The following is a 26205-nucleotide window of genomic DNA, read 5'->3' on the forward strand; positions in this document are numbered from 1 at the left end:
GTCCGCCAAGACCGCCCCGCACCCCAACCCACCCCGCTACAATCCCCACACCCAAGCCGCTGACCAGCGCTAATGGAGAACTACGGCTGGAGTACTAGCGGCCCGGTGTGTCCGTCGTAGAAGACTCCGACGAGATCGCGGGTCGGCTCGTCGTACAGAAAGACGACGCCTCGCGGGAGGCCGAGCTGATGCTTCTTGGCTTGCAGGTAGCCACGGAGACTCTTCTCAGCATCGTCAGGGCTCTGGCCCGCTGGGCGTGTGGCCCATACGAACAACCATCCTTCGGCTGGTTCGATGCTGGCCGTGACCGGCACTGTCATGCTGCGGCCCTGGCCATGCGGGAGCGGGTGCTTGAGCAGCGTTTCACTGTGGCGGGCGAACTCGTGCTGGGCGGACGTGGCCAAGGACAGCAGCGTCGCGCCGATACTGAGCCATCCGGTTGCGTTGCGGGACTGCAGTTCTCCGAGAAGCGGCTCGAGTGGCGAGGCCACCATCGCTGGCTTTGGTGCGGATACAGAACTCGAATCGTCGCGGTCCTTGGTATACCACCATGCATCGAGCGCGTCGGTTCGGCTCGTCAGAATAGTTCGTCGGCGCGCTTTGAAGCGGCGTAGTTCAGCCGTGGATGGCGCAGGGAGGAATGGGAACGCGGCACGCACCTGCTCCGGATCTGGTTCCACCCAAAGGCCCGCTTCGAAGAAGTACAGGAACAAGTCCAGTTCGTCCGGTGCGTAGAACAGGACGGTGACGTCCGGGTTGCAGCGCCGACGCAGGTAGAGGAGGAACTCGGCCGGCCGTGCAACGAGTTCGGTGATCAGCTCGAGGTCGTGCAGGGACACGGTCCAGGGGATGTTGTCGGGGGTAAGCAGGCCAGCCCGAGTCAACTCTGCGGTGGCGGTCAGAACAGTCGAGAGATCGTCGAGGCTGACTGCGATGGTGTGGATCTCGCGGACGAGGCTGAAGTCGACCCATCCTTCGTGTTCGATGCGCAGGCCGCCATCCCGCTTAATCACGTCACGCATGCGGCCGGACTGCTCGGCCGCCTTCGTGATGATGCCGGTCAGGTCCGTGCGGAGCCGTGTCGCCTTGCCTCCTCGGGACAAGGCGCTCAGCGCGACGGCCTTGTCCTCCACGATGATGGCGACATCGTCAAGGACGACGAGGTGGTCGCCCTCTACGCGTTTGGTGTACTTGGCCGGGTCCGCGGTCTTGGCTTCTTCGTCGCTAGCAGGCACGTAGTACTCGAATGCGTCCCGGAAATGGGCTCCGGGAAGTACGCGGTCAAGCGCGCTGCACGTGCGCGACTCGAGAAGGTCTCCGCGGTGCTTCGCGTACTGGTTCCACACTGCTCTCGATGTCTTGAGATGCTCTTCGAGGCTCTCCCGGACGGCGAACACGTTCAGCGCCGGGTGCGGCAGCATGAGGCGCCCGCCGTCCCCGACGATGAGTGGCCGGGTCCGCATCGGGTTCTTGCCAGTGGCGAATGCGACGATGACGTCACCTGGAGAAGCCGTTCCGAGGTCTAGGCGGAACCGCTCGACAACGGCTCTGACAACGTTCACAGTGATGCCCGTGTGTACGACGATATCGTCGATGGCAATCGTGGCCTGGTCGGCATCGGGCTCGAACATCGACATCAGGCTGGTCCTGGCGAACTCCATCAGCCGACCGTCCGCGCGTCCCTTCACCATCGCGTCGTCCACGGCCTCGCCCATCGCCTTGAGGCGCCTGTTCAGGCCAGCCTCCTGCAGGTGATGACATGCGTTGAGGACAGTCAGCGCGTCGGTCGCGTCGAAGCCAAGCTGATTCTGCAATGCCGCCCGGACGTTCGGGTTGCCGTCGAGAAGTATCAGATTCGTCGTCTCGACCATCTCTGGGTAGGAAGAATTACGCATCCACACCTCGGCGCCTCGAACGAGCAAAGACACAAGAGCAAGGTTGTCCTTTGGATCTGTGATGGCGAAGGACCTCAACTGTGAAAGGTGGAGAATTCTGTTGAGTTCGTCCTTTGCCTCGGAGACGAAGTGACTCATCTCCTGATCCTCGACTCCAGGACCTCCAACCGTCACCGTCTCCGGACCCGCAGCGAGAGCAATCAGGGCTAAAAGCTCTAGGTACGCGGCCCCAGCCTCTGCAGTAACAGGCATTATGCCGTCGGGAGCCCTTGGCAGGAACCGCTGACGAGCCACCTCAAGAAGCCGGATCGCGTCGAACCGCCGCACCTTCGCCACGAACTCACTGACAGCAGAATCGAACGCCGTGTCGATTGCCGCCTTGGAGTCGTCGCCATCAAGCCTGGCTATGAGTGCTCTCAACTCGCCCCAGGTCTCCACCATCTCTCGCGCGTGCGGGTCGAACGCCGACTCCCTGGGGCCGGAGCGCCGCTGTCTACTATTGCGCGCTTCGCGGCGCTTTGATCGGGAAGCCATGAGTCGACTTCACCACACGACTCGGCCAAGGGGGAATGGTTTGTGCCCACTTTGGTCATCGGGTGCAGCCCCCCTCCGCGGCCCGAACACCTAGGCGAAAGCAGGGCCATGATGGCCACGTAGTCGACGATGCCCAGGCCACATGGAGACCCGAAATAGCCATTCCTTTACCGACATCAGAAGCCAGCCCGCGAGGAGGCGTGTTGGTGGGTGCCAGCGGGTGGGGCGCTGACACCCAGGGTCGGAGGGAATTGAATCTGCGGATTTGGGGCAACCAAGCGCCGTCGTTTCTGGCCAGTGCGGAACGGGTCGCCCTTCGTCGGGGCGGCCGCCCTTTACCCGGAGCACGTCGCAGCGTGCGGCGCAAATACGAGCTGAGCCTGCTGGCCGCGGCCAGCTCTACCTGCTGCGACAGCTCGTGGGCGGCTGGACCGGCCACAACGTCATGACTCATCGGCCTTCACGCGTAGTCGCTCCAGCCCTCCGGACCGACCCAACCAGCAGCCACAGCACCTGACGCATCGTCAGAAAAGTCAGCATTGAGTCAGCATCCGTCCTGGCACACAAGGTCAGACGCGGGCACAGTTGAGAACGCTGGTCCAGCGGAAGGCCTCTCCCTGAGGCACTCTCAGCCGCTTCCAGACCGCCCCCGTCCAGAGGGCGACGCAGGCACGATCGGGCACGCCTCGAAACTCGTGAATCTGCAAGAACCCGCAGCTCAGCGCACACGTCCACGCGGCTTCAGGGGCACAGCGGGCAGTGCGGGAGCCGGGAGCGGTGCACCGTCATAGCCACGTACGGTGCCGAACCGATCGCCGTTCATCCAGTCCTCACGGGCCTGCGTGATATCGTCCTGGGTTCTGGCCACGAAGTTCCACCACATGACGATCTCCTCCTCGAAGGGCTCTCCGCCCAGGAGCATCAGCCCCGCGTCCGACACCGCACGCAGAGGAAGCTCGGTGCGTCCGCAGCCGAGGTAGAGCATCGAGCCGGGCAGGACGGGCACGCCGTCGACCTCCGCCTCGCCGGACATCGACAGCACGGCGTACTCGAAGTCGGGGTCCAGCGGGAGGCGGGCCTCGGCTCCGCTGCTCAGGGCGAGGTCGGCGCCGACGATCGGGGTGTACGCGGTGCCGGGCGAGGTGGCGTCGTCGAGGGTGCCGAGGATCACCGTGGCCGTGAGGCCGGGGGCGGTCACGGTCGGCAGGTCCTTGTGGTGCTGGAAGTGCGGTTCGACGGTGCGGTGGGCATCGGGCAGGGCGACCCAGAGCTGGGCGCCGTGCAGCAGCGCGCCGTGCGGCCGGGGGCTCTCCTCGGAGTGGCTGATCGCGCGGCCCGACGTCATCAGGCCGAGCTCGCGCGGGCGGATCGTCTCCAGACTGCCCAGGCTGTCGCGGTGCAGGACCTCGCCCTCGTGCAGCCAGCTGACCGTCTGCAGGCCCATGTGGGGGTGCGGCGGCACCTGCATCCCGGGTTCGTCCGCGATGTCGTCGGGGCCGTAGTGGTCGACGAAGGCCCAGGCCCCGACCATGCGGCGGCCCAGGTTGGGCAGCAGTCTGCGGACCTCGGTGGACTCGCCGAGCCGCACATGGCGCGGGGCGAGGAGTTCACGTACGGGTTCGGGGACGACGAAACCCCGCCCTCCACAGACGGAGAGTGCGGCCTGGCGATCGAGATTGCTCATGGCGGTCAACCTATTCCCGTGCGGCTCCGGGCGGGTGGCACCCACGCCGAATATTTAGTGGAATGTTAAACCACCTCTCGGTGTTGTGGCGGGTGGATACGTACGGGAGCAGCCCGGCGGCACCCTCGACCGAGGAGGTCACATGAGCGACACCTACTACGAGTTCGGGACCGCCGCCGAGCGCTGGGACCGCGCCCAGCTGTTCTTCGGGTCGAAGGAGTACACGACGGCGGCCAGGATCCTGGACGGACTCGTCGAGGAGGCGCCGGACCAGGTCTCGCCCCGGCTGCTGCTGGCGCGGGCCTACTACCACTCGGCGCGGCTCGTCCGGGCCGAGACGGAGCTGCGCGCGGTGCTGGAACTCGACCCTGTGGAGCAGTACGCACGGCTCATGCTCGGCCGCACGCTGGAGCGCCAGGGCCGGCAGTCCGAGGCGGACACGCAACTGCGGATGGCCGCCGCCCTGTCCGGGGACTTCACCCCGGCCGGTGGTGCCTGACCGCCGCGCACACCGGGCCGCCCCCGATATCCGGGTGCGGCCCGGCAGCGCCGCGTGATACCTCACAGGGCATGACCCCACTCGACACACCACGGCTGATCCTGTCCCCGATGACCCTTGCCGAGGCCGAGCAGGTGGCGGCGGACAGGCCGGCCGAGGGTGCTCGCTGGGCTCCTGGCTTTCCCCTGCCGGGTGAGATGCGGGCGGCCCAGCGGTTTCTGGAAACCTGTGCCGGCACCGGCGACCCGACACCCTACGGTTCGTACAACGTAAGGCGCCGCGAGGACGGGCTCCTGATAGGCGGAGCCGGGTTCCACGGGGCGCCCGACGAGAACGGGCACGTCACGGTCGGCTACGGACTCGTGCCGTCAGCGCGCGGCATGGGGTACGCCTCCGAGGCGCTCCGTGCGCTGCTTCGGTTCACCCGTGACCAGGGCATCGCCTGCGTGCACGGGGACGCCGACCTCGACAACATCGCCTCCCAGCACGTCATGGCCGCCGCGACTCAGCCCGCGACCGTGGCCGGCCGTTTCGTCCCGCCGTCCGTGGCCGTCGCCACGTCCGGCCCCGGTACCAGCAGCCGTTCGGTGAGATAGCCGAAGACCAGCCCGAAGGTCGTCCAGAGCGTGACCTGCACCGCGAGCGTGGCCAGCCTGAACTCCCAGAGCAGAGACGCCGGGAAGTCCTTCCCGACCTCGTTGAAAGAGGGCAGGAAGGCATAGGCGAGGCCGATGACCAGCACATAGCCGGCAGCGGCTGCGATGGTGGCGTTCCAGTTGCCCAGGCGCGGAGCCAGTCGCCTGCCGAGGATCACGGCGGCCACCGCCAGCAGCACACTGAGCGCGACCATGAGGAAGAACAGCGCGGTGCGTCTGCCGATGGTGTCGGGGTTGCCGACGGCCGGCGGATTCGCCGGGTACTTCAGGAACGGGACGATGTACACGGTCAGCAGAGCGGCTCCCGCGATCAGCGCGGCGGTCGCCCTGGGGCCGAACCGGCCCAACCGGCCGAGTGCGTAACAGAAGACGAGTGCGGCGATGCCGCCCACGGCGACGCCGAAGACGAGCACACCGGTGGCGAGGCCGCCGGTGGCCTGCATGCCCCGGCTGACGAGTTCCTCGCCGGCGCCGTGGTCGTGGCTGTGGCTGTGCGCCTCTTCGAGGGCGATGGCCGCGTCGACGCGTGACTCGCCGAGGAAGTACGCCACCGCAAGCGCGAGCGCACCCGCGACGAGGCCGGCCAGCATGCCGCGGACGAGCAGAGCTCTGACAGATATGGAGTTCATGAGGGATTCCCCTGGATCAGCCGGATGGATCAGTGGCAGGGGAAACCGAGGAGGTGACGGCCGTCGTGGACCCACTCGTGCACGCCTTCGCCCGAGATGAGCGCGGTGGCGCCCTGCTCGGCGCCGACGAAGTACAGCAGGATCAGCATGACGACGCCGAAGAAGACCGCCCAAGGAGCAATGGCCTTCAGCGAGATGGGAGTGATGGCGGGTGTGACCGTGGCGGGGGCAGCAGTCTGTGCCATGGCAGAACCTCCTGGGGGAACACGCGTCCCGATCGTGGTGCCTGAGACGAGGGTGCTGGGTCTGACTTCCCGTACGGGTACGGGTTCACAGTGGCGCGACCGTGCCGGATTCTCACCGGACTTCCGTCACACCCTCGTCGTGTCGTCGCGACCATACCGCTTGGGCGTGACGGCCGCCATGGTGCCCGTGGGCGGGCCGGAGGGTCCTGGATGCCATGGTGTGCTTGGCCACGGGGCCACAGTTCAGGGAGTTGAGGACGGGTATGACGGTACGGGTGATGTTGATCTCACCGGGGATGAACGCCGCGCTGCGGGAGGCCCGGTTCGCCGGTGACGCTCCCCTGGACGACTCCGGACTCCGTCCGGCCCTGGCTGCCGCTGCCGCCGGCTCGGTCCCGGTCGCGGACCAGTGGCTGCGGGGGCCGACTCTGCGCTGCCACGGCACCGCGGAGGCGCTGGGGCTGCGGCCGGACACCGAACACGCCCTGCGGGACTGGGACATGGGCCGCTGGTCCGGTGCGCGGCTGTCCGAGGTGAGCGCGGACGAGCCGGACGCGGTGGCGGCCTGGCTGGCGGATCCGTCGGCCGCTCCGCACGGGGGCGAGTCACTGCTGGAGCTGTGCGCCCGGGTGGGCGCGTGGCTCGACTCGCCGCACGGAGACGGCGCGGGCCGGGTCCTGGGGGTGGTCGAGCCTGCCGTGATCCGGGCCGCCGTCGTCCATGCTCTGGCCCTCCCGCCCCAGGCGTTCTGGCGACTGGACGTGGCACCGCTGACGTTGACGGAGCTCAGCGGCAGGTCGGGGCGGTGGAACCTGCGCTGCGGCCGGCCGCTCGTATCGGAGGAGGGTGTCCGGTGACCGCGGCCCCGGGTGCGGCGGTCACCGTGCGGGCAGGGGCACTCCGCGCGTGAGCCTCACGGCGCGCCCGTGCCCCCGCGCGCCGCGTTGAGCCTCGCGTCCAGCGTGATGGCGGCGTCGATCAGCGCCAGATGCGTGAACGCCTGCGGGAAGTTTCCCAGTTGACGTCCCGTCAGGGCGATCTCCTCCGAGTACAGGCCGAGATGGTTGGCGTAGGTGAGCATCTTCTCCAGGACCAGCCGGGCCTGGTCGACGCGTCCGGCCCGCGCCAGGGCGTCGACGTACATGAACGTACAGAGGGAGAAGGTTCCCTCCGAGCCGCTCAGCCCGTCAGGTGAGGCCTCGGGGTTGTAGCGGTAGACGAGGCTGTCGCTGACCAGCTCCTGCTCCATCGCGTCCAGCGTGGTCTTCCACATGGGATCGTCCGGCGTGATGAAGCCGACTGTCGGCATGCGCAGCAGGGACGAGTCGAGGACGTCGTCGCCGTAGTGCTGGACGAAGGCCTTCTTCTCCGGGTCCCAGCCCCGGTTGAGCACCTGCTGGTAGATCGTGTCCCGCGCGTCCACCCAGCGGCCGCGGGCCGCCGGGCGGCCGTCGTCGGTGGCGATGCGGACGGCGCGGTCGAAGGCGACCCAGGACATCACGCGGCCGTAGGTGAAGTCCTTCCTGCCACCTCGGGTCTCCCACAGCCCTTCACCGGGCTGGTCCCAGTGATCGACCAGCCAGTCGAGAAGGGTGTGCAGCGCGGCCCAGCCCCGTGTGTCCAGGTGCATGCCGTGCTGATGCGCGAAGTAGATGCTGTCGAGCGCCTCACCGTAGATGTCCAGTTGCAGCTGGCTCGCCGCTCCGTTGCCGATGCGGACCGGCGCGGAGCCGCCGTAGCCCTCCCAGTGGTCCAGGGTCTCCTCGACCAGGTCCGATGAGCCGTCGACGCGGTACATGATGTTCAGCGGGCCGGTGCCGCCTTCGTGACCGGCCTCTTCCTTCACGCGGTCGTGCAGCCAGCCGATGAACGCCCTGGCTTCCTCCCTGAATCCCAGGCCCAGCAGCGCGTACACCGAGAACGACGCGTCACGGATCCAGGTGAACCGGTAGTCCCAGTTGCGTTCTCCGCCCAGCTGCTCGGGCAGGCCCGCCGTGGGGGCCGCCACCAGGGCGCCGGTAGGCGCGTACGTCATGAGCTTCAGTGTCACGGCCGAACGTTCCACCGCTTCCCGCCACCGGCCCGTATAGGTGGACTGGCCCAGCCAGGAGCGCCAGAACTGGACGGTCTCGTCGAAGAGTTGCTCGAACTCCTCCACGGAGACCTCGTGCGGCGGCCCGTCGGGGGACGACTCCATGATCAGGCCGCGCTGCTGGCCCGCTCGCAGGGTCAGACTGAACTGCACGTCGTTGTCGCCCGAGAGGATGTTCAGCAGCCGCTCGTCCTGGGGCTCGCGGACGGCGTGGACGGCAAGGTTCATGTCCGGTGAAGTGAAAAGGGCCCCGCGCTCCGTGATGTGCAGCTCGTGCGGTGTGCGGCCGTAGTCGAAGCGGGGAGCGATCTCCCCTTCGAACGTCATGCTGCCCCGGACACAGCGCAGCATGCGGACCAGGCGGTGCCGGTCCGTCGCCGTCGTCCCGGTCACCGGCATGAAGTCCACCACCTCGCCGGTGCCGGCCTCGGTCATGAAACGCGTCACGAGGACGGCCGTGTCGGGGTGGTACAGCTGCTTGCTGGTGTAGGTGTCGGCGACCGGCCGGACGGTGAAGTGACCGCCCTTGCGGTGGTCGAGCAGAGCGCCGAAGACGCTGGGCGAATCGAAGCGCGGACAGCAGAACCAGTCGATCGTCGCGTCCGTGGTCACGAGAGCCGCGGTCTGCAGATCTCCGATCAGACCGTGGTTCTCGATCAGGGGATATTCATCCACTTTGCGCCCCTTTCGGCACCGGTGGCCCATCGTATGCCGACGACGGCGCCCCGTCCTGATGAGGGAATGCAGCAAGGTGACAGCCCTTGGCCGGCCGTACCGGCCGGGGCCGTAGGCTCTGCGCATGATGGAGAGGCAGACCGGCGGGGCCGTACGGGGACCGGGGCGACCGCGCGAGGAACGGGTCACCGGAGCCGTGCTCGACGCGGTGGTGGGCCTGGTCACCGAGCAGGGGATCGGGGCGGTCACGATGGACGTCGTCGCGGCCCGGGCCGGGGTGAGCAAGCCGGCCATCTACCGGCGGTGGCCCACCAAACAGGACCTGATCATCGCTGCCGCGGAGACCCGCATCGGCCCCCTGTCGGTGCCCGATCTGGGCGACTTCCGCGCCGAGCTCCGCTTCGTGCTGACCGCCCGGCTGGAGGCGTACCTGCTGCCGGGTTCGGACCGGCTGCTCGCGGGCCTCATCGGCGCCTCGGCCGATGCGGGCGCGGCGCGCGGCCAGTACGCGGAGTACACGGAGCGGATCACGAGCGAGACGAGGCGCGTCCTGGAACGCGGAATCGCCCGCGGTGACGTCGCCCCCGACACCGATGTCCGGGCCGCAGCCACCCTGGTGGCCGCACCCCTGCTCTTCCGGCTGATCGGCGAGCTGGAGCTGCCTGACACCCGTTTCGTGGACGCGTTGGTCGATCTCGTCACCAGGGCGGTCGGCTCGGCCTGCTGACGGCTCCCGAGGGTCTTCCGACTCCGGAATCTCACCCCCACGCGCCTTGCCTCACCCTGCCCTAATAACGATACTTTCAGTAACGATTTCATGGCTCCTCCCTCGCGACCATGCCCCGGCCCCGTCTGCCGGCACGTCCGCGCCTCCGCACGCACACCCCTACGGAGACCTCATGCTCAATCTCGCCACCCTGCTGGAGAACAGCGCCCGTACCGTGCGCGACGCCGACGGATGGTTCTCCATCGTGGACCGGGCCAAGGACATGATCCTGCGCGGCGGCTTCAACGTGTATCCGCGGGAGATCGAGGAAGTGCTGCTCACCCATCCGTCCGTGAGCATGGCGGCCGTCATCGGAGTACCGCACGAGCGCCATGGCGAGGAGGTCAAGGCGTGCGTCGTCCGCGCCCAGGGAGCGACGCTCACCGAGGACGAGCTGATCGCCTGGTGCAAGCAGGAGATGGCCGGCTACAAGTACCCCCGCATCGTGGAGTTCCTCGGAGCCCTGCCGACCAATGCCACCGGAAAGATCCTCAAGCGCGAGCTCAGGGACGTCGACGGTCACACGCCCGGGTCCGGACGATGAGCCGGTCGTCCGGCTGGTTCGTGCCCTGACAGCGGCATCCCGCGACCGGCGGCCGCCCAACAGGGTCGCCGAGGGCGACTTGACCGCATTCCAACCGTTCCCTGCCGGCAAGTCGCTGCCATGGCAAGGACTTGCCGCCACCGGCTCTTCACGTCGTGCGTTCGTCACAGATAGACCGATGCCATGTCCTTCCCCATTCAGTCCTCCGCCTTCCGGCGCAGACGCCGGCAGCTGATCTCGGCCGCCGCCGCAGTGCCGCTTCTGGCATCGGGCCTCATCGCTCTGCAAGCGCCCGCACAGGCCGCTCCGAGCAGGCCCGCCGTTCCCGCCAAGCCCTCGGCAACCCACAAGGTCACCCTGGTCACCGGCGACGTCGTCACCGTCACCACGATGGCCGACGGCAAACAGTCCGCTGACGTCGACCGGCCGGACAGCGCCGTCGGCGGCGTCAAGGTCCAGGAGGTCAAGGGCGACCTGTTCGTCGTCCCGGACGAGGCGGCACCGCTGCTGGGCGCCGGCAAGCTCGACCGCCGGCTGTTCAACGTCACCGACCTGATCGAGATGGGGTACGACGACGCGAAGTCGGCCGCGGTGCCGCTGATCGCGACGTACACCCCGTCGAAGTCCCGCTCGGCCGTCGAGCCGACGGCCCCGCGCGGCAGCAAGCTGACCCGCAGCCTCAAGGGCATCCACGGTGCCGCGCTCAGCACCGGGAAGCGGCAGGCCCACACCTTCTGGACCGCCGTCGCGCCGCAGGGCGGCGCAAGGCTCGGAGCCGGTGTGGAAAAGCTGTGGCTCGACGGCCGGGTGAAGGTCAACCTGAAGGACAGCGTGCCCCTGATCGGCGCGCCCGAGGCCTGGGCGGCCGGGTACACCGGCAAGGGTGCCAAGGTCGCGGTCCTCGACACCGGTATCGACGTCAACCACCCCGACTTCGCCGGCCTGATCGACGGCACGGTCAGCTTCGTCCCGGGTGAGACCGTCACCGACGTCAACGGCCACGGCACCCACGTGGCCGGCACGATCGTCGGCTCGGGTACCGCCTCCGGTGGCGACAACAAGGGTGTCGCCCCCGGCGCCGACCTGTTCGTCGGCAAGGTGCTCGGCGGCGCGGAGGGCTACGGCCAGGACTCCTGGGTCATGGCGGGCATGCAGTGGGCCGCCGAGTCCGGTGCCGACGTCGTCAACATGAGCCTCGGCGACTCCTATCCGACGGACGGCAGCGACCCGATGTCGCAGACGGTCGACACGCTGTCCGCGCAGTACGGCACGCTGTTCGTCATCGCAGCGGGCAACGCGGGCCCGGAGACCGTCTCGGCCCCGGGCGCCGCCGCCTCCGCACTGACCGTGGCCGCCACGGACAAGGAGGACCGGCTCGCGTCCTTCTCCAGCACCGGCCCACTGGCCTACTCCGGCGGTATGAAGCCGGACATCGCGGCGCCCGGCGTGGACATCACCGCGCCCCGTTCGCAGGAGATGACCGATGGGGGCGAGGGCCTCTACCGCACTCTCAGCGGCACGTCGATGGCCACCCCGCACGTCGTCGGCGCGGCAGCGATCCTGTCCCAGCAGCACCCGGACTGGAACGGCGCTCAGCTCAAGGAACACCTGATGAGCACGGCGAAGGGCCTGGACGAGGGGTACTCGCCGTACGAGGTGGGCACCGGCCGTGTCGACGTGGCCGCCGCCGTGCACACGACGGTCCGTGGCACCGGATCGCTCTTCTTCGGCAACTACACCTGGCCGCACGAACCGAGTGATGTCGCCGTCACGAAGGACCTGACCTTCACCAACACCGGTTCTGCCGACGTCACGCTGGACCTGGCGCTGACCGACAGGGAGGGCCCGTTCACGCTGGGAGCCACCACGGTAACCGTCCCGGCAGACGGCACCGCCACGATCCCGGTGACCGGTGACCCGCAGACCGCCTCGGCGGGCCGCCACGTCGGCTACGTGACGGGGACCGACGCGGCCACCGGGAAGCAGCTGACCCGGACCTCTGTGGCGCTGCTCAAGGAGGAGGAGCGCCACGACCTGAACATCGAACTGGTCGGCCGGGACGGCAAGCCGGCGGCGGGCTGGGTCACGGTCAACCTGGCCGGCGACTCCTGGCCGTGGAACGTCTACGTCGAGGGCTCGACCACGATGCGCATGGCACCCGGCCTCTACACCGTCGCGGCGTACGTCGACGTGGCCGGCGAGAAGGCGGACCGCTCGGGTCTGGCCGTGCTGGTCGACCCGGAGACGGTGCTCAAGGACGGCTCCGCCGACGTGGTGCTCGACGCGAGCAAGGCTCACCTGCTGGAGACCGAGGCACCGCAGCTCACCGAGGACCGCCAGCGCAAGGTCGACTTCAACGTCCACTACGCGGGCCTCGACCCGTACACGGACTTTCGCGGTGCCTACGTGCTGCCGTCGACGTACGACGACGTCTACGTCGCACCGACGGAGCCCATGAAGCAGGGCGAGTTCACGCTGATCACCCGCTGGCGCAAGGGTGAGCCGCTGCTCGCGCTGAGCACTCCGGGCGGCCGGCTCCGCTTCGGGACGACGGTGCAGGCGGGCAGCGCCCTGGGCACCGCCACGGACCGGCTGGAAGCCGTCTACGCGGGCAACGGCTCTGCTGCCGCCTACGAGAGAACGCGCGCCAAGGGCAGACTCGTCGTCGTCGGGCGCAGCGACGAGGTCTCGCCGCAGGAGCGGACCGACGCCGCGGTCGCGGCCGGCGCGAAGGCGCTGATCGTGGTCAACGACGGGCCCGGCGCCCTGATGGAGTACGTCGGCGAGTCGGCCATCCCGGTCGCCACCGTGCATCGCGACGCGGGCAGGGCCCTCGTCGCGATGGCCAGGGCCGGCATCCTGAAGCTGACCGTGAAGCAGACACAGTTCACACCGTTCGTCTACGACCTGACCCGGGACTACCCCGGCCATGTGCCGGACCGGGCGCTGGTCTACAAGCCGTCCAAGCATGACCTCGCCCGCATCGACGCCCGCTACTACTCGGCCACGGAGGCCGGACGAGCGGAGGGCTACCGGTCCGACTTCACCCTCAACCCTTCGTTCAACCTCCCCGAGCTCGAGTGGCACCCGGGCACACGCACCGAGTGGGTGACGCCGGGCCAGGTGTGGAGGGAGTTCCACACGCAGGGCGTCGACACGGCGCTGCCGTGGTCGATGGTGTCGGGCGACAACACGTACGCCAGGGGCAGCACCAGCCGGCTGGACTGGTTCGCACCGGCGACCCGCCCCGGCCAGGGAGAGTCGTTCGGTGTGTACAACTCCCGTTGGCAGAACTACATGACGTGGAACGTGCAGGCCTGGGCCTCCGCGAGCGACAACATGCGGCTGGGCGGCTATCTGCCGTGGGGTGAGACGCCGTCCCACCTCCAGGTGTTCCAGGGCGACAAGCTGATCCACGACAACCCGGTCAGCGGCGACATGCAGTGGGTGGAGGTGCCTGCGGGCAAGCTGCCCTACCGCACCGTCCTCGATGTGGAGCGGCCCGGTGACGCCTTCCGGCTGTCGACACGCACCCACACCGAATGGACCTTCATGTCCGACACCGTCGAGTCCGACTTCTTCGAGCGGTTCTCGGTGCTGAACCTGGACTACGCACTGGAGTCGGACCTGCACGGCGACGTCAGGGCCGACGCCACCCAGCGGATCACGCTCAAGCCGGTGTCCATGGACTCCGGCACCGTGCCGGGCACGGTCGGAACGGTGAAGCTGGACGTCTCGTACGACGACGGCGCCACCTGGCAGAAGGTGACCCTGTCCAAGCGTGCCGGCGGATCCTGGACCGGGTCGTTCCGGACCGCGAAGAAGCCCGGCGGCTTCGTGTCGGTCCGCGCGAGCGCCTCGACGGACAGCGGCTACAGCGTCAAGAACGAGATCATCCGGGCGTACGGCCTGCGATGACCCACACCGTCGGGCCCCGGGGAGGAGACTCCCCGGGGCCCTTCCCGTCAAACCTGCTCCCACCAGCGACTATTCCGAGTCTGCCGCCATGGCGCATACTCGCACCGCTGCGCCAAGCGGAAGAGAGTCGGTCGCCGATGCTGGATGTCCTGGGCCTGGGGCCCGATGACGAGCGTGTCTATCGTGAGCTGCTCGGCCGGCCGGACTCCACCGCGGCCCTGTTGACGGATCAGCTCGGCGAGCCGTGCGCCCACGTCGGCACGGCCCTGGACCGTCTGGTCGAGTGGGGGCTGGTGATCAGGTCGGTGGACGGGCGGTGCACCGCCGCCCCGCCCGCCATGGCGCTCGGCGCTCTCATCAGCCAGCGCCGGGACGGGCTGCGCATGGCCGAACAGGCGTTGGTCACGTTCGCCGAGGAGCACCGGGCGGCGATGACCGGGAGTAGCATCAGCGATCTGATCGAGGTCATCACAGGCGTCGACGCGATCCGGCATCGCTTCCTGCAGGTGCAGCAGGCCGCCCGGACGCAGGTCCGCACCTTCATCACCGCGCCCTTCGTCGCTGTGCCGCCCGGCGAGAACTCCGCGGAGCCCATGGCCATCAACCGAGGCGTGCACTTCCGGGCGGTACTGGACCGGGCCGTACTGGCCGAGCCGGGGATCATCGCCGATGCGATCGATTCGATGCGCAACGGCGTCCAACTGCGGGTCGCCGACGCGTTGCCCATGAAGCTCGTGCTGGCCGATGCCGACCTCGGCCTGGTCCCGCTCGCGGTCACACCGGCGGGGGATCCCGGCGCCGTGCTGCTGCACCGCAGCGGCCTGCTGGATGCCCTGGACGCCCTGTTCGAGACGGTGTGGCGCGCCGCCCACCCACTCGAACTGTCGGGCATCGGTTTGGACACCGAGCCCACCGTCGCCATCGGTGCGGAGGGTCCGACCGAGCTGGACCGGAAGATCCTCGCCCTGCTGCTGGCCGGTCTGACCGACCCGACGGCCGCGACTCAGCTCGGTCTGTCACCGCGCACACTGCACCGGCGGCTGCGCCGCCTCATGGACCTCGCCGGAGTCCGGACCCGGATGCAGCTGGGCGGTCATGCCGTCCGGCACGGCTGGGTCGAGGCAAGCTGAGCGGTCCTCCGGCGAGTGGTATTCCCGGTTCGCCGGAAAACGTCGCCCAAAGGACCGGGCGGTGCGTCCGGGCTGCCGGAGGACGCCGGCTAACGGACCGGGCCGGACCGGCCGCCCACTCCCTGGCTGTCGGCCATCCGCGCGACGGAGCGGCGGGCCGGGTCGGGAAAGGCTCGCTCCACCGACGCGTCCAGGAGGTCCAACTGCGCCCGCACCTCAGGGTGGTGGACCGGCGGAAGGCTTTCGAGCAGGCCGTCGAGGAGGGCGCGCAGCCGGCGGCAGATCTGCAGGGACGTCGCCCCGTAGTCACGGATCTCCGAGACGGCGAGCTGGAGGTAGTCCTCCCATGCCCTCCCCCGCAGGACGAGCCGCGTCCGGCCGTCCTGGCCGGCCAGCACATAGCGGCCCGGAAGCGGCGACTGGCCGACCACCGTGAGGAACGAATCGATGTGGTTGAGGACCTGTACGCCGGTGGTCGGGTCGTTGACGGCGGGCGACAGAGCGCGGATGGCGATGTCGACGAGCACCCGGAGAGCGAAGGCCGGGTCCTGTTCGATCGTCCGCTCGGGACCCAGCGCGATGAGCCCGGTCACCTGCCGGTGGTCGGGGACGGATGTGCCGCCGTGGATCTCGACGAGGACGGCGCCCCGGGGAACGTAGTCACCGATCACATGGGGCACGGTGAAGACGCAGTCGTGGCGCGCTGCGACGGACGAGAGGCCGGCGGTGTGGAGGGCCTGGATGGCCCCGCCTGCCGCAGCGCGGACGACGGTCGTCCGTCCGCGCGGCCCGGAGGGCTCGCCGGGGTGCGGTGCCGAGGCCCTGATCTTCCCGGCCGCCTGCTCGAACACGTCCTCACCCATGCGGCCGACGAGGTCGGCGATGGCGACTGGCCTGAGGTTGTGTGTGAAGCGGTTGAGATAGACGAGCAGCAGCAACAGGCTGACGGCCACGGCGCCACCGGCGAGGGTGACGCCGAGGTCAGGGACCGAACGCGTCTCGATGCTGCGCAGCAGGGAGAAGGCGAACGCGAACGTGCCGGTGAAGGTGGCCAGCACGGTCTTCTGGAGCCGGTCCCGGTACCAGAGCCGCATATACCTCGGGGACAGTGTTCCGGTGGCCTGCTGAATGACGAGAACGCCGATGGTGACGACGAACCCCAGCAGCGCGATCATCGCTCCGACGATGGCGCTCAGCACTCCGCTCGCCGTGGTCGCCGAATAGCGCCAGCCGCTCGGTGGCCAGTGGGAACTGTCCGCGGTGACGGCCCATTCGGCCAGCACGACTCCCAGCACGAGACCGAACAACGGCATGATCCACAGGCTTCCTTTCACATACTGCCGCAGCCTGAACACGGCGGCCCATGACATCTTGATCCGCACGGGGCATACCTCCCTCGCGACGCCGGTCATCCGGCAGCGCGATGTGTCAGATTCCGCTGGGGCCGGGGAAGATCCGGCCGGGGGTCCGGACCACGCTCAGGACATCGTCAGCAGCACCACGCTGTCGCCTTCTCCCGGCTTCACATGGCGCCTCTCGGTGACGGGTTCCAGCCGCATGTCCGCATGGACCACGAAGAGGATCTCGCTCCCGGGCGGCAACGGCGTGGAAGCCGGCTGGACCAGGAACCGCGCGCCCGCCCCGTACCGCGCGGCGAGCGTGTGGCTTACGAGCGACCGGCCGAAGAGGATGTCCCCGCCCGTGTAGGGCGCCACGACTCCGTGGCTGTCCTCGGGAGGGCCGACCCGGTAGACGGGGCCGTCGACGCTGTCCTGCATCATGACCGAGGCGAGAGCGTTGAAGTCGTCGTCGTCCGTGGCCAGGAACACCGCCGTCACCCCTTCGAGGCGGGCGCCCGGGTTGGTGGCCGTGGCCAGCAGGTCGCCCGTGGCGAGTGCGATGCCGGCGTCCGTGATCCGTTGGCGTTCCTGAGCGAGCCCTGCCCACATCAGGAGGTCTAGGCCGGCCGATCGCAGGTTCCTGCCCAGATCCACCACCCATGGCTCGCCGCCCACCAGCAGGATCCGCGTCCCGGCCGGTTTGACGATGCCCAGCATCCTGGCGACCGGGGCCGCGCTCAGGGAGTACAGCAGGACCGTGCCGACGATCACGAGGAACGTGACGGGAAGGATTTTGCCGGCCCCGTCGACTCCTCGTTCGACGAGGTTCGCCGAGAACGCGGTGGCCGTGGCCGCCGCCACGATGCCGCGTGGTGCCATCCATCCGACGAAGGCCCGCTCACCCGCGCTCAGTCCGGCACCCATCGTCGACAGGTACGCGATGAGCGGACGGACCACGAACACGAGGATGGCGAGGAGTGCCAGGGAAGGCAGGAGGACGGGCACGAGGGAGGCCGGAGTGATCGTGGAGGAGATCGAGACGAACAGCAGCCCGATGATCAGCTGCGCCATCGTCTCGAAGAACGGGCGACGCGCGGGCATGTCGAACTTACTGATGTTGGTGACGGCGAGCCCGGTGACGATGGCGGCGATGAGGCCGGTGTCCTCCCGGACGATGTCGCAGACCGCGGACACGGCGATCACGGTGGCCAGCTGGGCGAGGGTGCCGAGCGTCTCGCCGAGGCGCAGCGTGCGCAGAGCCAGCCACAGGAGTGCCGTGCCGATGGCGCCGCCGATCAGGCCCACGGCCATGCTGAGGGCGAACTGGCCCAGCTGGTAACCCCGCCCGATGTCGACCCTGTGCGTGGTGGCGATCGCGTGGAAGACCAGCGCTCCCAGGATGGCGCCGACCGGGTCGGTGAGGGTCCCTTCCCAGATGAGGATGCGGCGCACCTTGTCGGTGGGGCGTACGACGTCGAGAATCGGGCCCACGACGGTGGGCCCGGAGACGACGAGGATCACCCCGAGCATGGACGCCACCCTGAGCGGCATGTCGAACATCGCGGGTGCCACGGCGGAGGTGATCAGGAACGTGATGAGCACACCAAGCAGGAGCAGTCTGCCCACGGTCCACCGTGTGCGGCCGGTGAGTTTCCGCAGGTTGAGTCCGAGTCCCGCGTCGTAGAGGATCACCGCGACGGACATCGACACCAGGGCGGAGAAGTTCTGTCCCATCAATTGGTCGGGGTGGATTACATCCGTCAGGGCACCGGCGGTGAATCCCGCCGGCAGCAGGATGATCAGGGCGGGCACGCGCAGCCTGCTCGCCAGGATCTGTGAGCCGGTGGCGAGGACGACGGTGAGGGCGAGCCCGAGAAGGATCTCTTCGTCTGTCACAGCAACTGCCTTCGGTGGGGTCCTGGCGTAGAGGGAATGCGGCCGTAGCGATCGTCAGGTGGTTCCCGGTCCGTCGCCGTCCCGGGGGGCACCGCTCTGCCGCAGGTCCGCCTCGGTGAGTTCTTCGAGGTCGCCCCTGCTGTCCAGCCAGTACAGGAAGACGACGGCCGGCACCACGATCACCAGCGCGACAAGGGTGACGAACGCCAGCCAGGTCAGCGTGGAAGACGCTCCGGCGCCCTCGGCGACCGTCATCGATGTCGGCAAGAGATACGGACGCTGGGCCAGTCCCCAGGCGACTACCGCGCAGGCGATGACTCCGAGGGCCGGGGCACGTGCGTAGCGTCCCTCCTTCCGCACGAGCAGTACCGCTGTGAGGAGGGAAGCCGCTCCGGCGGCGATACCGACCGCCAGTCCCGCCCCGTGGGTGAGGCCGTGCCATACGTGCGGCGCGTCCTCGCTCGTGACGAACAGGGTGATCACCACCAGCACCACGAGCACGGCGAGGCTCAGCAGCGCGCGCCGCCTGAAGTAGGTGATCAGGTCGGGTGCGTCGAAGCGGCGGGCATCACCGGTCAGGAACACGCCGCCCAGGAACGCCGCCGCGGCGACGGCGAGCAGACCGAACATGATCGAGGTGGGGTTGGCCCAGGCGTCCGCCGATGCCTCCGTTCCGGGCTTCACGCGGCCGGAGGCAACGCCTCCTGCGGCGGCGCCCAGGAAGAACGGAGTCACGAGCGAGGCCAGGGCGAACACCGCGCCGTACAGGCGCCGGTTCGCAAGGCGGTTGGCGACCTTACGGAAGGCGAAGCCGGCGCCGCGCAGGACCAGGCCCACGGCAGCCAGCGCGAGCGGCAGCCACATCGCGGAGAACACGGTCTGGAAGAGGGTCGGGAAACCGGTCCACATGATGACGAAGACGAAGATCAGCCAGACGTTGTTGACTTCCCACACGGGTGCCATCGCGTGATCGATGAGCCATCGGGGCCGCCTGCCGCGCTCCGCGCCTCCCGCCGTCAGGTCCCAGAACCCGGCGCCGTAGTCGGTACCGCCCGCGCAGGTGTACGCGGCGACGGCCAGCAGCAGTACCACGGCGATCAGGTCGGCTGTCACGGCCGGTCACCCCGCGAGGGGGTGACGCCGTCTCCCGCGGGGACAGCCGCCCGGGGACCGTAGGGACCGTCCGCCTCCGGCTCATCCCCCGGACGACCCGCGGACCGGGCGTCGGCGAGCCTCCATCTCGTACGCAGCTTGAGCAGGACGGCGAGAAGTGAGCCGAAGATGAACAGGTAGACGACGATCACAAGGCCGAACATGGTCCACAGGGTCGACGAGTGCGTGGCGGTGACCGCCTCGGCCACGCGCATGTTCTGGTAGACGATCCAGGGCTGGCGCCCCACCTCGGTCGCGATCCAGCCGCACTCGACAGCCACCACCGAGGCCGGCCCCGCACAGGCCGCACCGAGGTAGAACCACTTGGACGCGGGAAGCCTGCGGTGCCGCAGCCAGACCAGGCCGTACCAGAGCGCGAGGAGCACCAGGGCGGAACCGATGAGGACCATGATGTCGAAGGCCCAGTGCGCGATCGTCGCCTGAACGGCTGTCGGCCTCTGGTCCGGCGGTACGGAGGTCAGGCCGACCACCTCGGTGTCCGGGCTGAATCCGGCGAGGAAGGAGTCGAGCAGCGGGATCTTGATGCCGCCGGAGACAGAGCCGTCGGAGTGCAGACGGCCGAAGAGGTACTCCGGTACGCGGGTGTCGGTCTTCCAGACGACCTCCATGGCCGCGAACTTCACCGGCTGTTTGTGGAACACCGACCGGGCGATGGAGTCACCCAGGACGAACTGCACCGGGGTCGCCACCGCGGCGATGGTGAAGGGAACGGTGAAGCCGAGCCGGTGGTAGCGGTCGCGGCGCCCCCTCAGCCGGCCGACCGCGTAGACGCCCGCCACCATGTATCCCGCGGTCAGCAGCATCGCCACGACGAAGTGCCAGTACTGCGGCCCGAACATCGGCGTGAAGATCGCCTTCCAGATGTTCACGTCCGTGGGATTGCCCCGGGCGTCGAGGGAGAAGCCCCTCGGCGTGTTCATCCAGGAGTTGGCCGCCAGGATGCCGAATGCCCCGAGCAGCGCCGCGGCCGGAAGCGGCAGCCCGAGCAGGAAGTGTGTCCGGGGCTTCAGCCGCCGCCATCCGTAGAGGTAGATCGCGATGAGGACGGCTTCGAGGAAGAACGCCCATGCCTCCACCCCGAAACCGATCCCGAAGACATCGCCCCACCTGCCCATCATCCCCGGCCAGAGCAGACCGAATTCGAACGAGAGCACGGTGCCGGTGACAACGCCGACGGCGAACTGAACCGCCATCACCGCCGACCAGCGGCGCGCCAGCAGCAAGGCCGTCGCGTCGTTGTGGCGAAGCCCTCGATAGTGCATGACCAGGGTGATCAGTGGCAGGGCCACGCCCAGGGGGACGAGGATGATGTGGGAGGCCAGGGTGAAGGCCATGAGTTCCCGGGCCGGCAGGAGTTGATCCGGTGCGCTCGCCAGGAGGTGGGCCGAGGGGTGCATGTCCGCCTTCGCTGTTCGGGACCTGCGAAGGTCAGCCGCCGGTTGCGAAACCGGGGAAGAGCGTCATGCCGCCGTCGACGTAGAGCGTCGTCCCCACGACGTAGTCCATGAGGTCGGACGCGAGCAGGACAACGGCGTGGGCGATGTCCTCGGGGTCCCCGATCCGGTCGTACGGGATCAGACGCAGGAGATCCTCCCGCGCTTCCGGCGTCTCCCAGGCACTGCGGTTGATGGGGGTCCTGATCGCCCCGGGGGCGACCGCGTTCACCCGGATCTTCTCCGGTGCGAGCTCCTGGGCCAGGGTCTGCATCATCATCTGCACGCCGCCTTTGGACGAGGCGTAGTTCACGTGCCCCGCCCAGGGGATGACCTGGTGCACCGAGCTCATGCAGATGATCTTCCCGGCCGCCCGGGACACCTCGGGGACCACTCCGCGCCGGCGGAACTCCTTGGTCGCCTCACGTGCGCAGAGGAACTGGCCGGTGAGGTTGACGTCGAGCACCTTCTGCCACTGGGCGAGCGTCATGTCGGTGAACGTGGCATCACGCTGCATACCGGCATTGGCGACGAGGATGTCGAGGGTCCCGAAATCCTGGACCGTTCGATCCACCATCGCGGTTACCTGGGCCTCCTGCGACACATCGGCCTCGTGGGCCACCGCGCGCACGCCGAACGAGGTGATTTCCCGGACCACTTCCTCGGCGGCCTCGAGGCCGCTCACGTAGTTGACCACCACGTCGGCCCCGGCCCGGCCGAGTCCGATGGCGGTGGCCTTGCCGATGCCGGAATTGGCGCCCGTCACCAGTGCGGTCTGGCCCTTCAGCAACCCGGCCGACAGAGCGCCCACCCGCGATGCCTCGATGTGGGAATCCATGACGTCTCTGTCTCCTCGCTTGCCCGCTCGGGTACGGCCGGCCTCTGGCCGGCAGGCGGGGGCTCAGGCAACCACCGGATCAACGTGTCGGCGGCTCCGCCGGGCCGCTGTTGGGCCATTGGGCGCAGCGGACTCCCCCGGCCGGCTCAACCGCGGCGGCACGCGAACGGCTGACGCGTTCACGTGGTCCGCCATGCTGTGAGCCCCCACCGGAGGACATGGGAGTCCCCCTTCTCCAGTACCCGGACACCGAGGCCACTGCGGAAGGAGTCCGGCGGGCACGACATGGGCTCCACCGCGACGCCCCGGCGGCGTTCGGTCTCGGGCAGCGTGTCGCCCGTGTAGATCTGTACGTACCGGGTGCCCTCCCCCAGCCGGACATCGACGCCGTGAGTCCCCGAGGGGTGCGCCAGGCGTACGACCGCCACGTCGTCGTCGCCACGGTCGAGAGCGAACGCGGTGTCCAGCTGCCGGGAGCCGATGGGGCGGGCCGTACGGAAGTCGAAGTCCGTTCCCTCGACGGGCTCCTGGCCGGCCGGCAGGCCCCGGTCATCGGTGAGGAAGCGCTGCCTCGCGGGCACGGTCAGCAGCGCCGTGTCGACCGTATCGGCACCGAGCGTGAGATACGGGTGCTGTCCGACGCCGTAGGGAGCGGGTCCGTCCCCCACGTTGGTCGCACGGACGGAGACGTCCAGACCTGCGGGCCCCAGCCGGTACTCGGCGGTCACATCCAGCAGGAAGGGGTAGCCCGGCTGCGGGCGGATGACACCGGCCAGCCGCAGCGCTTCCTCGCTCCGTGCCTGCAGACGCCACGGGACCCACCTGAGCAGCCCGTGGATCGCGTTGCCCTTCTCCGGTTCGGTGAGCGGGAGTTGCAGGCCGGCCCCGTCGAACGTGTAGCGGCCGTCGCCGATGCGGTTGGGCCAGGGAACGAGAATCTGGCCCCGTCCTGCGGTGATCGGCGCGCCGGAGGCGAACCCGTCCAGCACCGGCCGGCCGTCCACCTCGTAGTGGCGCAGGGCGGCGCCCAGTTGCACCACGACGGCCTGCTGCCCCTGCCACGTCAGGGTCCACTGTTCACCGGTCGGGCTCGCGGGAACGACCTCGGAGGGCGCGGGTTCCTCGGGACGCCCGCCTGTCGGCCGGCCACGGCCGGTGGACGGGCGCAGCAGCGAGGCGAGCCCGTCCACGATGGCCTCGGGCGGCTGATCGATCTCCGCCACCAGCGGACGCTCGTCCGGTTCCGGCTCCTCGAAGTCGGCGATCTGACTGTCCAGCAGGCCCACCGGGAAGAAGTGGTCCTGTCTGCCGGCCAGTCGCGACGCGATCAGCTCCGGTGTGCCGTGCAGGTACACCAGCCGCATCCCGGGTCGTCCGCGCAGCAGCCGGTCGCGATAGGCGCGCTTGAGGGCGGAACAGGTCACGACCGCCCGCAGGTCCGTGGCGCTCGCGTGGTCGAGCCAGGCGGCGATGGCGTCCAGCCAGGGCTCGCGGTCGGTGTCGGTGAGCGCCTGGCCGGCGGCCATCGCGGCGCGGGCGGTCGCGGAGTGGAAGTCGTCGGCGTCCCGGTAGGACCAGCCGAGCTGCTGGGCGAGAAGCCGTCCCACCGTGGTCTTGCCGGAGCCCGACATTCCGACGACCAGCACCAGGTTCGGCGACGGTTCGAGGACGTCGGCGTGGGCGGCGTCCGTCGGCTTGCCGGACATCAGAGCCTCCCGGGCCGGCCGATGGGTACGCCGGTCCCGACGGCCACCAGCGCGCGAACCGGCGTACGGGGAGGCCGCACGTGGTTCACGATCCCCCGTCCCGGTACGTCTCCAGCAGCCGGAGCCAGATCTCGCTGATCGTCGGGTACGCGGGCACCGCGTGCCAGAGGCGGTCGAGGGGGACCTCTCCCGCGACCGCGACCGTCGCCGAGTGCAGCAGTTCGCCGATGCCGGGGCCGACGAAGGTGACCCCCAGCAGGATCTCCCGGTCCAGGTCGACGATCATGCGCGCCCGGCCCCGGTAACCGTCCGCGTACAGACCGGAGCCGGCGACCGAGGCGAGGTCGTAGTCGACGGCCCGGACGCGATGGCCGGCCTGTTCCGCCTCGGCGAGGGTGAGGCCGACCGAGGCGGCCTCCGGGTCGGTGAAGACGACCTGCGGGACGGCCGCGTGATCGGCGGTGGCGGCGTGGGCACCCCAGCGGCCCGTATCCGGGTTGGGGACGCCCTGGGCGCGCGCGGCGATGGCCGCGCCGGCGATCCGGGCCTGGTACTTGCCCTGGTGGGTCAGCAGCGCCCGGTGGTTGACGTCGCCGACGGCGTAGAGCCAGGGGACGCCCTCGACCTGGCAACTGTCGTCGACGGTGAACCAGGAGCCCGGCTCCAGGCCGACCGTCTCCAGGCCCAGGTCGTCGGTGCGCGGGGCGCGGCCGGTGGCGAAGAGGATCTCGTCCGCCTCGATCTGTTCGCCGTTGTCGAGTGCGACGGTCACCGGTCCGTCCGGTGCGGAGCGCTGTACGGAGGTGACCGAGACACCCGTACGGATATCGGCTTCCGCGTCGGTCAGCGCTTCGGCGACGAGCTCACCGGCGAACGGCTCCATGCGGGGCAGCAGCCCCTTGCCGCGGACCAGCATGGTGATCTCGGCTCCCAGGGCGCCCCAGACGGTGGCCATCTCCACGCCGACCACTCCCCCGCCCACGACGACGAGACGGCGGGGTACCTCCTTGGCGCTCGTCGCCTCCCGGCTGGTCCAGGGGCGGGCCCCGTCGATGCCCGGCAGGTCGGGTACGACGGCCCGGCTGCCCGTGCACACGGCCACCGCGTGCCGGGCCGTGAGCCGGCGCTCCGTGCCGTCGGGCGCGGTGACGGTGACCGCCTTCGGGCCCGTCAGCCGGCCGTGGCCCCGGTGGATGTCGACTCCGACCCCCTCCAGCCAGGCGGCCTGGCCGTCGTCCTTCCAGTGCGAGGCGTACGTGTCGCGGTGCGCGAGCACGGCGGCGGTGTCGAGCGGGCCCTGGACGGCTCCGGCGAGGCCCGGGACGCGGCGGGCGTCCGCGCGGGCGACGACGGGGCGCAGCAGGGCCTTGCTCGGCATGCACGCCCAGTACGAGCACTCGCCGCCGATGAGCTCGGACTCCACGATCGCGGCGCTCAGCCCGGCGGCCCGGGCGCGGTCGGCCACGTTCTCACCCACCGGACCGGCACCGATGACCACGACGTCGTACTCGGCAGGCTCCACAGCTTGTGTCATGGGCCCATTCTGGTCATGGGTGTGCGAGGCGGCCACATGGGCAGGCGGAATAGCGCAAGCACAGGCACCGTTGTCCCGGACACGTCGAAACGGGCACAGGAAGAGGTAGCAGAACATGAGCACCGTAGAGCTCACCAAGGAAAACTTCGATGAGGTCGTCAGTGAGAACGAGTTCGTCGTGATCGACTTCTGGGCATCCTGGTGCGGCCCGTGCCGGCAGTTCGCGCCGGTCTACGACTCGGCCTCCGAGCGTCACGCGGACCTGGTCTTCGCCAAGGTCGACACGGAGGCGCAGCAGGAGCTGGCTGCCGCCTTCGAGATCCGGTCCATCCCGACGCTGATGATCGTCCGGGACAACGTGGCCGTCTTCTCGCAGCCGGGCGCGCTGCCCGAGGCGGCTCTGGAGGACGTGATCGGTCAGGCCAGGAAGCTGGACATGGACGAGGTCCGCAAGTCCATCGAGGACCAGCAGAAGGAGCAGAAGTAGGCTCCCGCGCGCGCATGCGCCAGGGCCCGGCCGGTGACCGCCGGGCCCTGAGCGCCGTTGTGCCGGTAGCCCGGCGGCTTCAGCCGTCCGTGTCGCGCTCCGAGACGCGGACCGAGAGCCCGTAGTCCAGCTCCGATCCGTCGATCAGCAGGGCCTGGACCGTGTGCGTCGCGGGGTCGATGTCCGCCACCATCCCCTCGCCGGCATACCGCGGGTAGCCCGACTCGCCCGTCTCCCCCGTGGCGGTCACGACCGCCGAGCGGATGGCCGCGCCGGGGCGGGTGCTCCCTGCGGCGTGGCTGCCGGAGTTCTCCGCCGCCACGTCCTCGGTGTCCTTCGCGTCCACCGTGTCCCCGGTGTCCTGGTCGTCGGCGGCCGTGCCGTTCCCGGCCGCCGCTTCCTGCGTGTCCTGCGCTTCCTTCTCGTCCTTCGCGTCCCTGGTGTCTTCGGTGTCCCCGGTGTCCTGATCCTCGGCGGCCGCGTCGCCGGTACCGGAATGGCCGGCGCCGGAGGCCATCGTCCCGGCTCCCT

Annotated in this window: 21 protein-coding genes and 1 riboswitch; of the genes, 8 read left to right on the plus strand and 13 right to left on the minus strand. The window is 69.3% G+C overall.

The window, feature by feature from the left end:
* Positions 1–80: 80 nt before the first annotated feature.
* On the minus strand, positions 81–2429 hold the full coding sequence (locus tag JGS39_RS17410) for a preprotein translocase subunit SecA (protein WP_219570045.1): 2349 nt from the start codon (positions 2427–2429) through the stop codon (positions 81–83).
* A 718-nt stretch (positions 2430–3147) separates the two neighbouring features.
* Complete coding sequence (locus JGS39_RS17415; protein ID WP_219570046.1) at positions 3148–4113, minus strand: pirin family protein; 966 nt, start codon at positions 4111–4113, stop codon at positions 3148–3150.
* 142 nt (positions 4114–4255) lie between these two features.
* Here JGS39_RS17415 and JGS39_RS17420 point away from each other — a divergent pair, with 142 nt between their 5' ends.
* Together JGS39_RS17420 and JGS39_RS17425 are read left to right on the plus strand one after the other, a co-directional pair.
* A complete protein-coding gene (locus tag JGS39_RS17420; protein WP_219570047.1) occupies positions 4256–4612 on the plus strand; it encodes a tetratricopeptide repeat protein in 357 nt (118 codons plus the stop codon).
* Positions 4613–4683: 71 nt separating this feature from the next.
* A complete protein-coding gene (locus JGS39_RS17425) occupies positions 4684–5208 on the plus strand; it encodes a GNAT family N-acetyltransferase (RefSeq protein WP_219570048.1) in 525 nt (174 codons plus the stop codon).
* Here JGS39_RS17425 and JGS39_RS17430 read toward each other — a convergent pair.
* The gene (locus JGS39_RS17430; protein ID WP_219570049.1) at positions 5118–5897 is read right to left on the minus strand and encodes a CbtA family protein; all 780 of its coding nucleotides are present in this window, start codon (positions 5895–5897) and stop codon (positions 5118–5120) included. The two genes, JGS39_RS17425 and JGS39_RS17430, sit on opposite strands and share 91 nt — an antisense overlap.
* A gap of 29 nt (positions 5898–5926) precedes the next feature.
* Positions 5927–6142: a CbtB domain-containing protein gene (locus JGS39_RS17435; protein ID WP_219570050.1), complete on the minus strand. Its 216-nt coding sequence runs from the start codon at positions 6140–6142 to the stop codon at positions 5927–5929.
* A 45-nt stretch (positions 6143–6187) separates the two neighbouring features.
* A riboswitch (adenosylcobalamin (AdoCbl) riboswitch) is annotated at positions 6188–6281 on the minus strand.
* Between the two features lie 124 nt (positions 6282–6405).
* Between JGS39_RS17435 and JGS39_RS17440 the strand changes: the two genes are divergently transcribed.
* On the plus strand, positions 6406–6999 hold the full coding sequence (locus tag JGS39_RS17440) for a histidine phosphatase family protein (protein WP_219570051.1): 594 nt from the start codon (positions 6406–6408) through the stop codon (positions 6997–6999).
* A 56-nt stretch (positions 7000–7055) separates the two neighbouring features.
* On the opposite strand, the gene JGS39_RS17445 is transcribed toward JGS39_RS17440, so the two are convergent.
* Positions 7056–8909, minus strand: coding sequence for a glycoside hydrolase family 15 protein (locus tag JGS39_RS17445; protein WP_219570052.1), 1854 nt, complete (start codon positions 8907–8909; stop codon positions 7056–7058).
* 124 nt (positions 8910–9033) lie between these two features.
* Between JGS39_RS17445 and JGS39_RS17450 the strand changes: the two genes are divergently transcribed.
* The 4 genes from JGS39_RS17450 (at position 9034) to JGS39_RS17465 (ending at position 15267) form a co-directional block, all read left to right on the plus strand.
* Positions 9034–9636, plus strand: coding sequence for a TetR/AcrR family transcriptional regulator (locus JGS39_RS17450; RefSeq protein WP_219570053.1), 603 nt, complete (start codon positions 9034–9036; stop codon positions 9634–9636).
* Positions 9637–9808: 172 nt separating this feature from the next.
* The gene (locus tag JGS39_RS17455) at positions 9809–10219 is read left to right on the plus strand and encodes an AMP-binding enzyme (RefSeq protein WP_219570054.1); all 411 of its coding nucleotides are present in this window, start codon (positions 9809–9811) and stop codon (positions 10217–10219) included.
* Between the two features lie 183 nt (positions 10220–10402).
* On the plus strand, positions 10403–14137 hold the full coding sequence (locus tag JGS39_RS17460; RefSeq protein WP_219570055.1) for a S8 family serine peptidase: 3735 nt from the start codon (positions 10403–10405) through the stop codon (positions 14135–14137).
* 137 nt (positions 14138–14274) lie between these two features.
* Positions 14275–15267: a TrmB family transcriptional regulator gene (locus JGS39_RS17465; RefSeq protein WP_219570056.1), complete on the plus strand. Its 993-nt coding sequence runs from the start codon at positions 14275–14277 to the stop codon at positions 15265–15267.
* Positions 15268–15356: 89 nt separating this feature from the next.
* Here JGS39_RS17465 and JGS39_RS17470 read toward each other — a convergent pair whose 3' ends face one another.
* From JGS39_RS17470 to JGS39_RS17500, 7 genes are all read right to left on the minus strand, one after another.
* The gene (locus JGS39_RS17470) at positions 15357–16679 is read right to left on the minus strand and encodes a DUF2254 domain-containing protein (protein WP_264302857.1); all 1323 of its coding nucleotides are present in this window, start codon (positions 16677–16679) and stop codon (positions 15357–15359) included.
* A gap of 66 nt (positions 16680–16745) precedes the next feature.
* Positions 16746–18503, minus strand: a complete 1758-nt coding sequence (locus tag JGS39_RS17475) for a cation:proton antiporter (RefSeq protein ID WP_219570057.1) — start codon at positions 18501–18503, stop codon at positions 16746–16748.
* A 54-nt stretch (positions 18504–18557) separates the two neighbouring features.
* Complete coding sequence (locus JGS39_RS17480; RefSeq protein WP_219570058.1) at positions 18558–19616, minus strand: cytochrome d ubiquinol oxidase subunit II; 1059 nt, start codon at positions 19614–19616, stop codon at positions 18558–18560.
* Positions 19613–21073, minus strand: coding sequence for a cytochrome ubiquinol oxidase subunit I (locus JGS39_RS17485; RefSeq protein WP_219570059.1), 1461 nt, complete (start codon positions 21071–21073; stop codon positions 19613–19615). The genes JGS39_RS17480 and JGS39_RS17485 overlap by 4 nt, the downstream gene beginning before the upstream one ends.
* Before the next feature lie 31 nt (positions 21074–21104).
* The gene (locus tag JGS39_RS17490) at positions 21105–21947 is read right to left on the minus strand and encodes an SDR family oxidoreductase (RefSeq protein WP_219570060.1); all 843 of its coding nucleotides are present in this window, start codon (positions 21945–21947) and stop codon (positions 21105–21107) included.
* A gap of 179 nt (positions 21948–22126) precedes the next feature.
* A complete protein-coding gene (locus JGS39_RS17495) occupies positions 22127–23653 on the minus strand; it encodes an aldose epimerase family protein (RefSeq protein ID WP_219570061.1) in 1527 nt (508 codons plus the stop codon).
* Between the two features lie 85 nt (positions 23654–23738).
* Positions 23739–25187: a dihydrolipoyl dehydrogenase family protein gene (locus JGS39_RS17500; RefSeq protein ID WP_219570062.1), complete on the minus strand. Its 1449-nt coding sequence runs from the start codon at positions 25185–25187 to the stop codon at positions 23739–23741.
* A gap of 115 nt (positions 25188–25302) precedes the next feature.
* Between JGS39_RS17500 and trxA the strand changes: the two genes are divergently transcribed.
* Positions 25303–25674 carry a thioredoxin gene (gene trxA, locus JGS39_RS17505; RefSeq protein ID WP_219570063.1) on the plus strand — a complete coding sequence of 124 codons (372 nt, stop codon included), beginning with the start codon at positions 25303–25305 and terminating at the stop codon, positions 25672–25674.
* A gap of 79 nt (positions 25675–25753) precedes the next feature.
* Here the strand turns inward: trxA and JGS39_RS17510 are convergent, their stop codons facing one another.
* Entirely contained in the window at positions 25754–25996 is a 243-nt protein-coding gene (locus JGS39_RS17510; protein WP_308120487.1) for a hypothetical protein, read from the minus strand.
* Positions 25997–26205 lie beyond the last annotated feature (209 nt).

The sequence above is a fragment of the Streptomyces poriferorum genome, assembly GCF_019399235.1.
Lineage (GTDB): Bacteria > Actinomycetota > Actinomycetes > Streptomycetales > Streptomycetaceae > Streptomyces > Streptomyces poriferorum.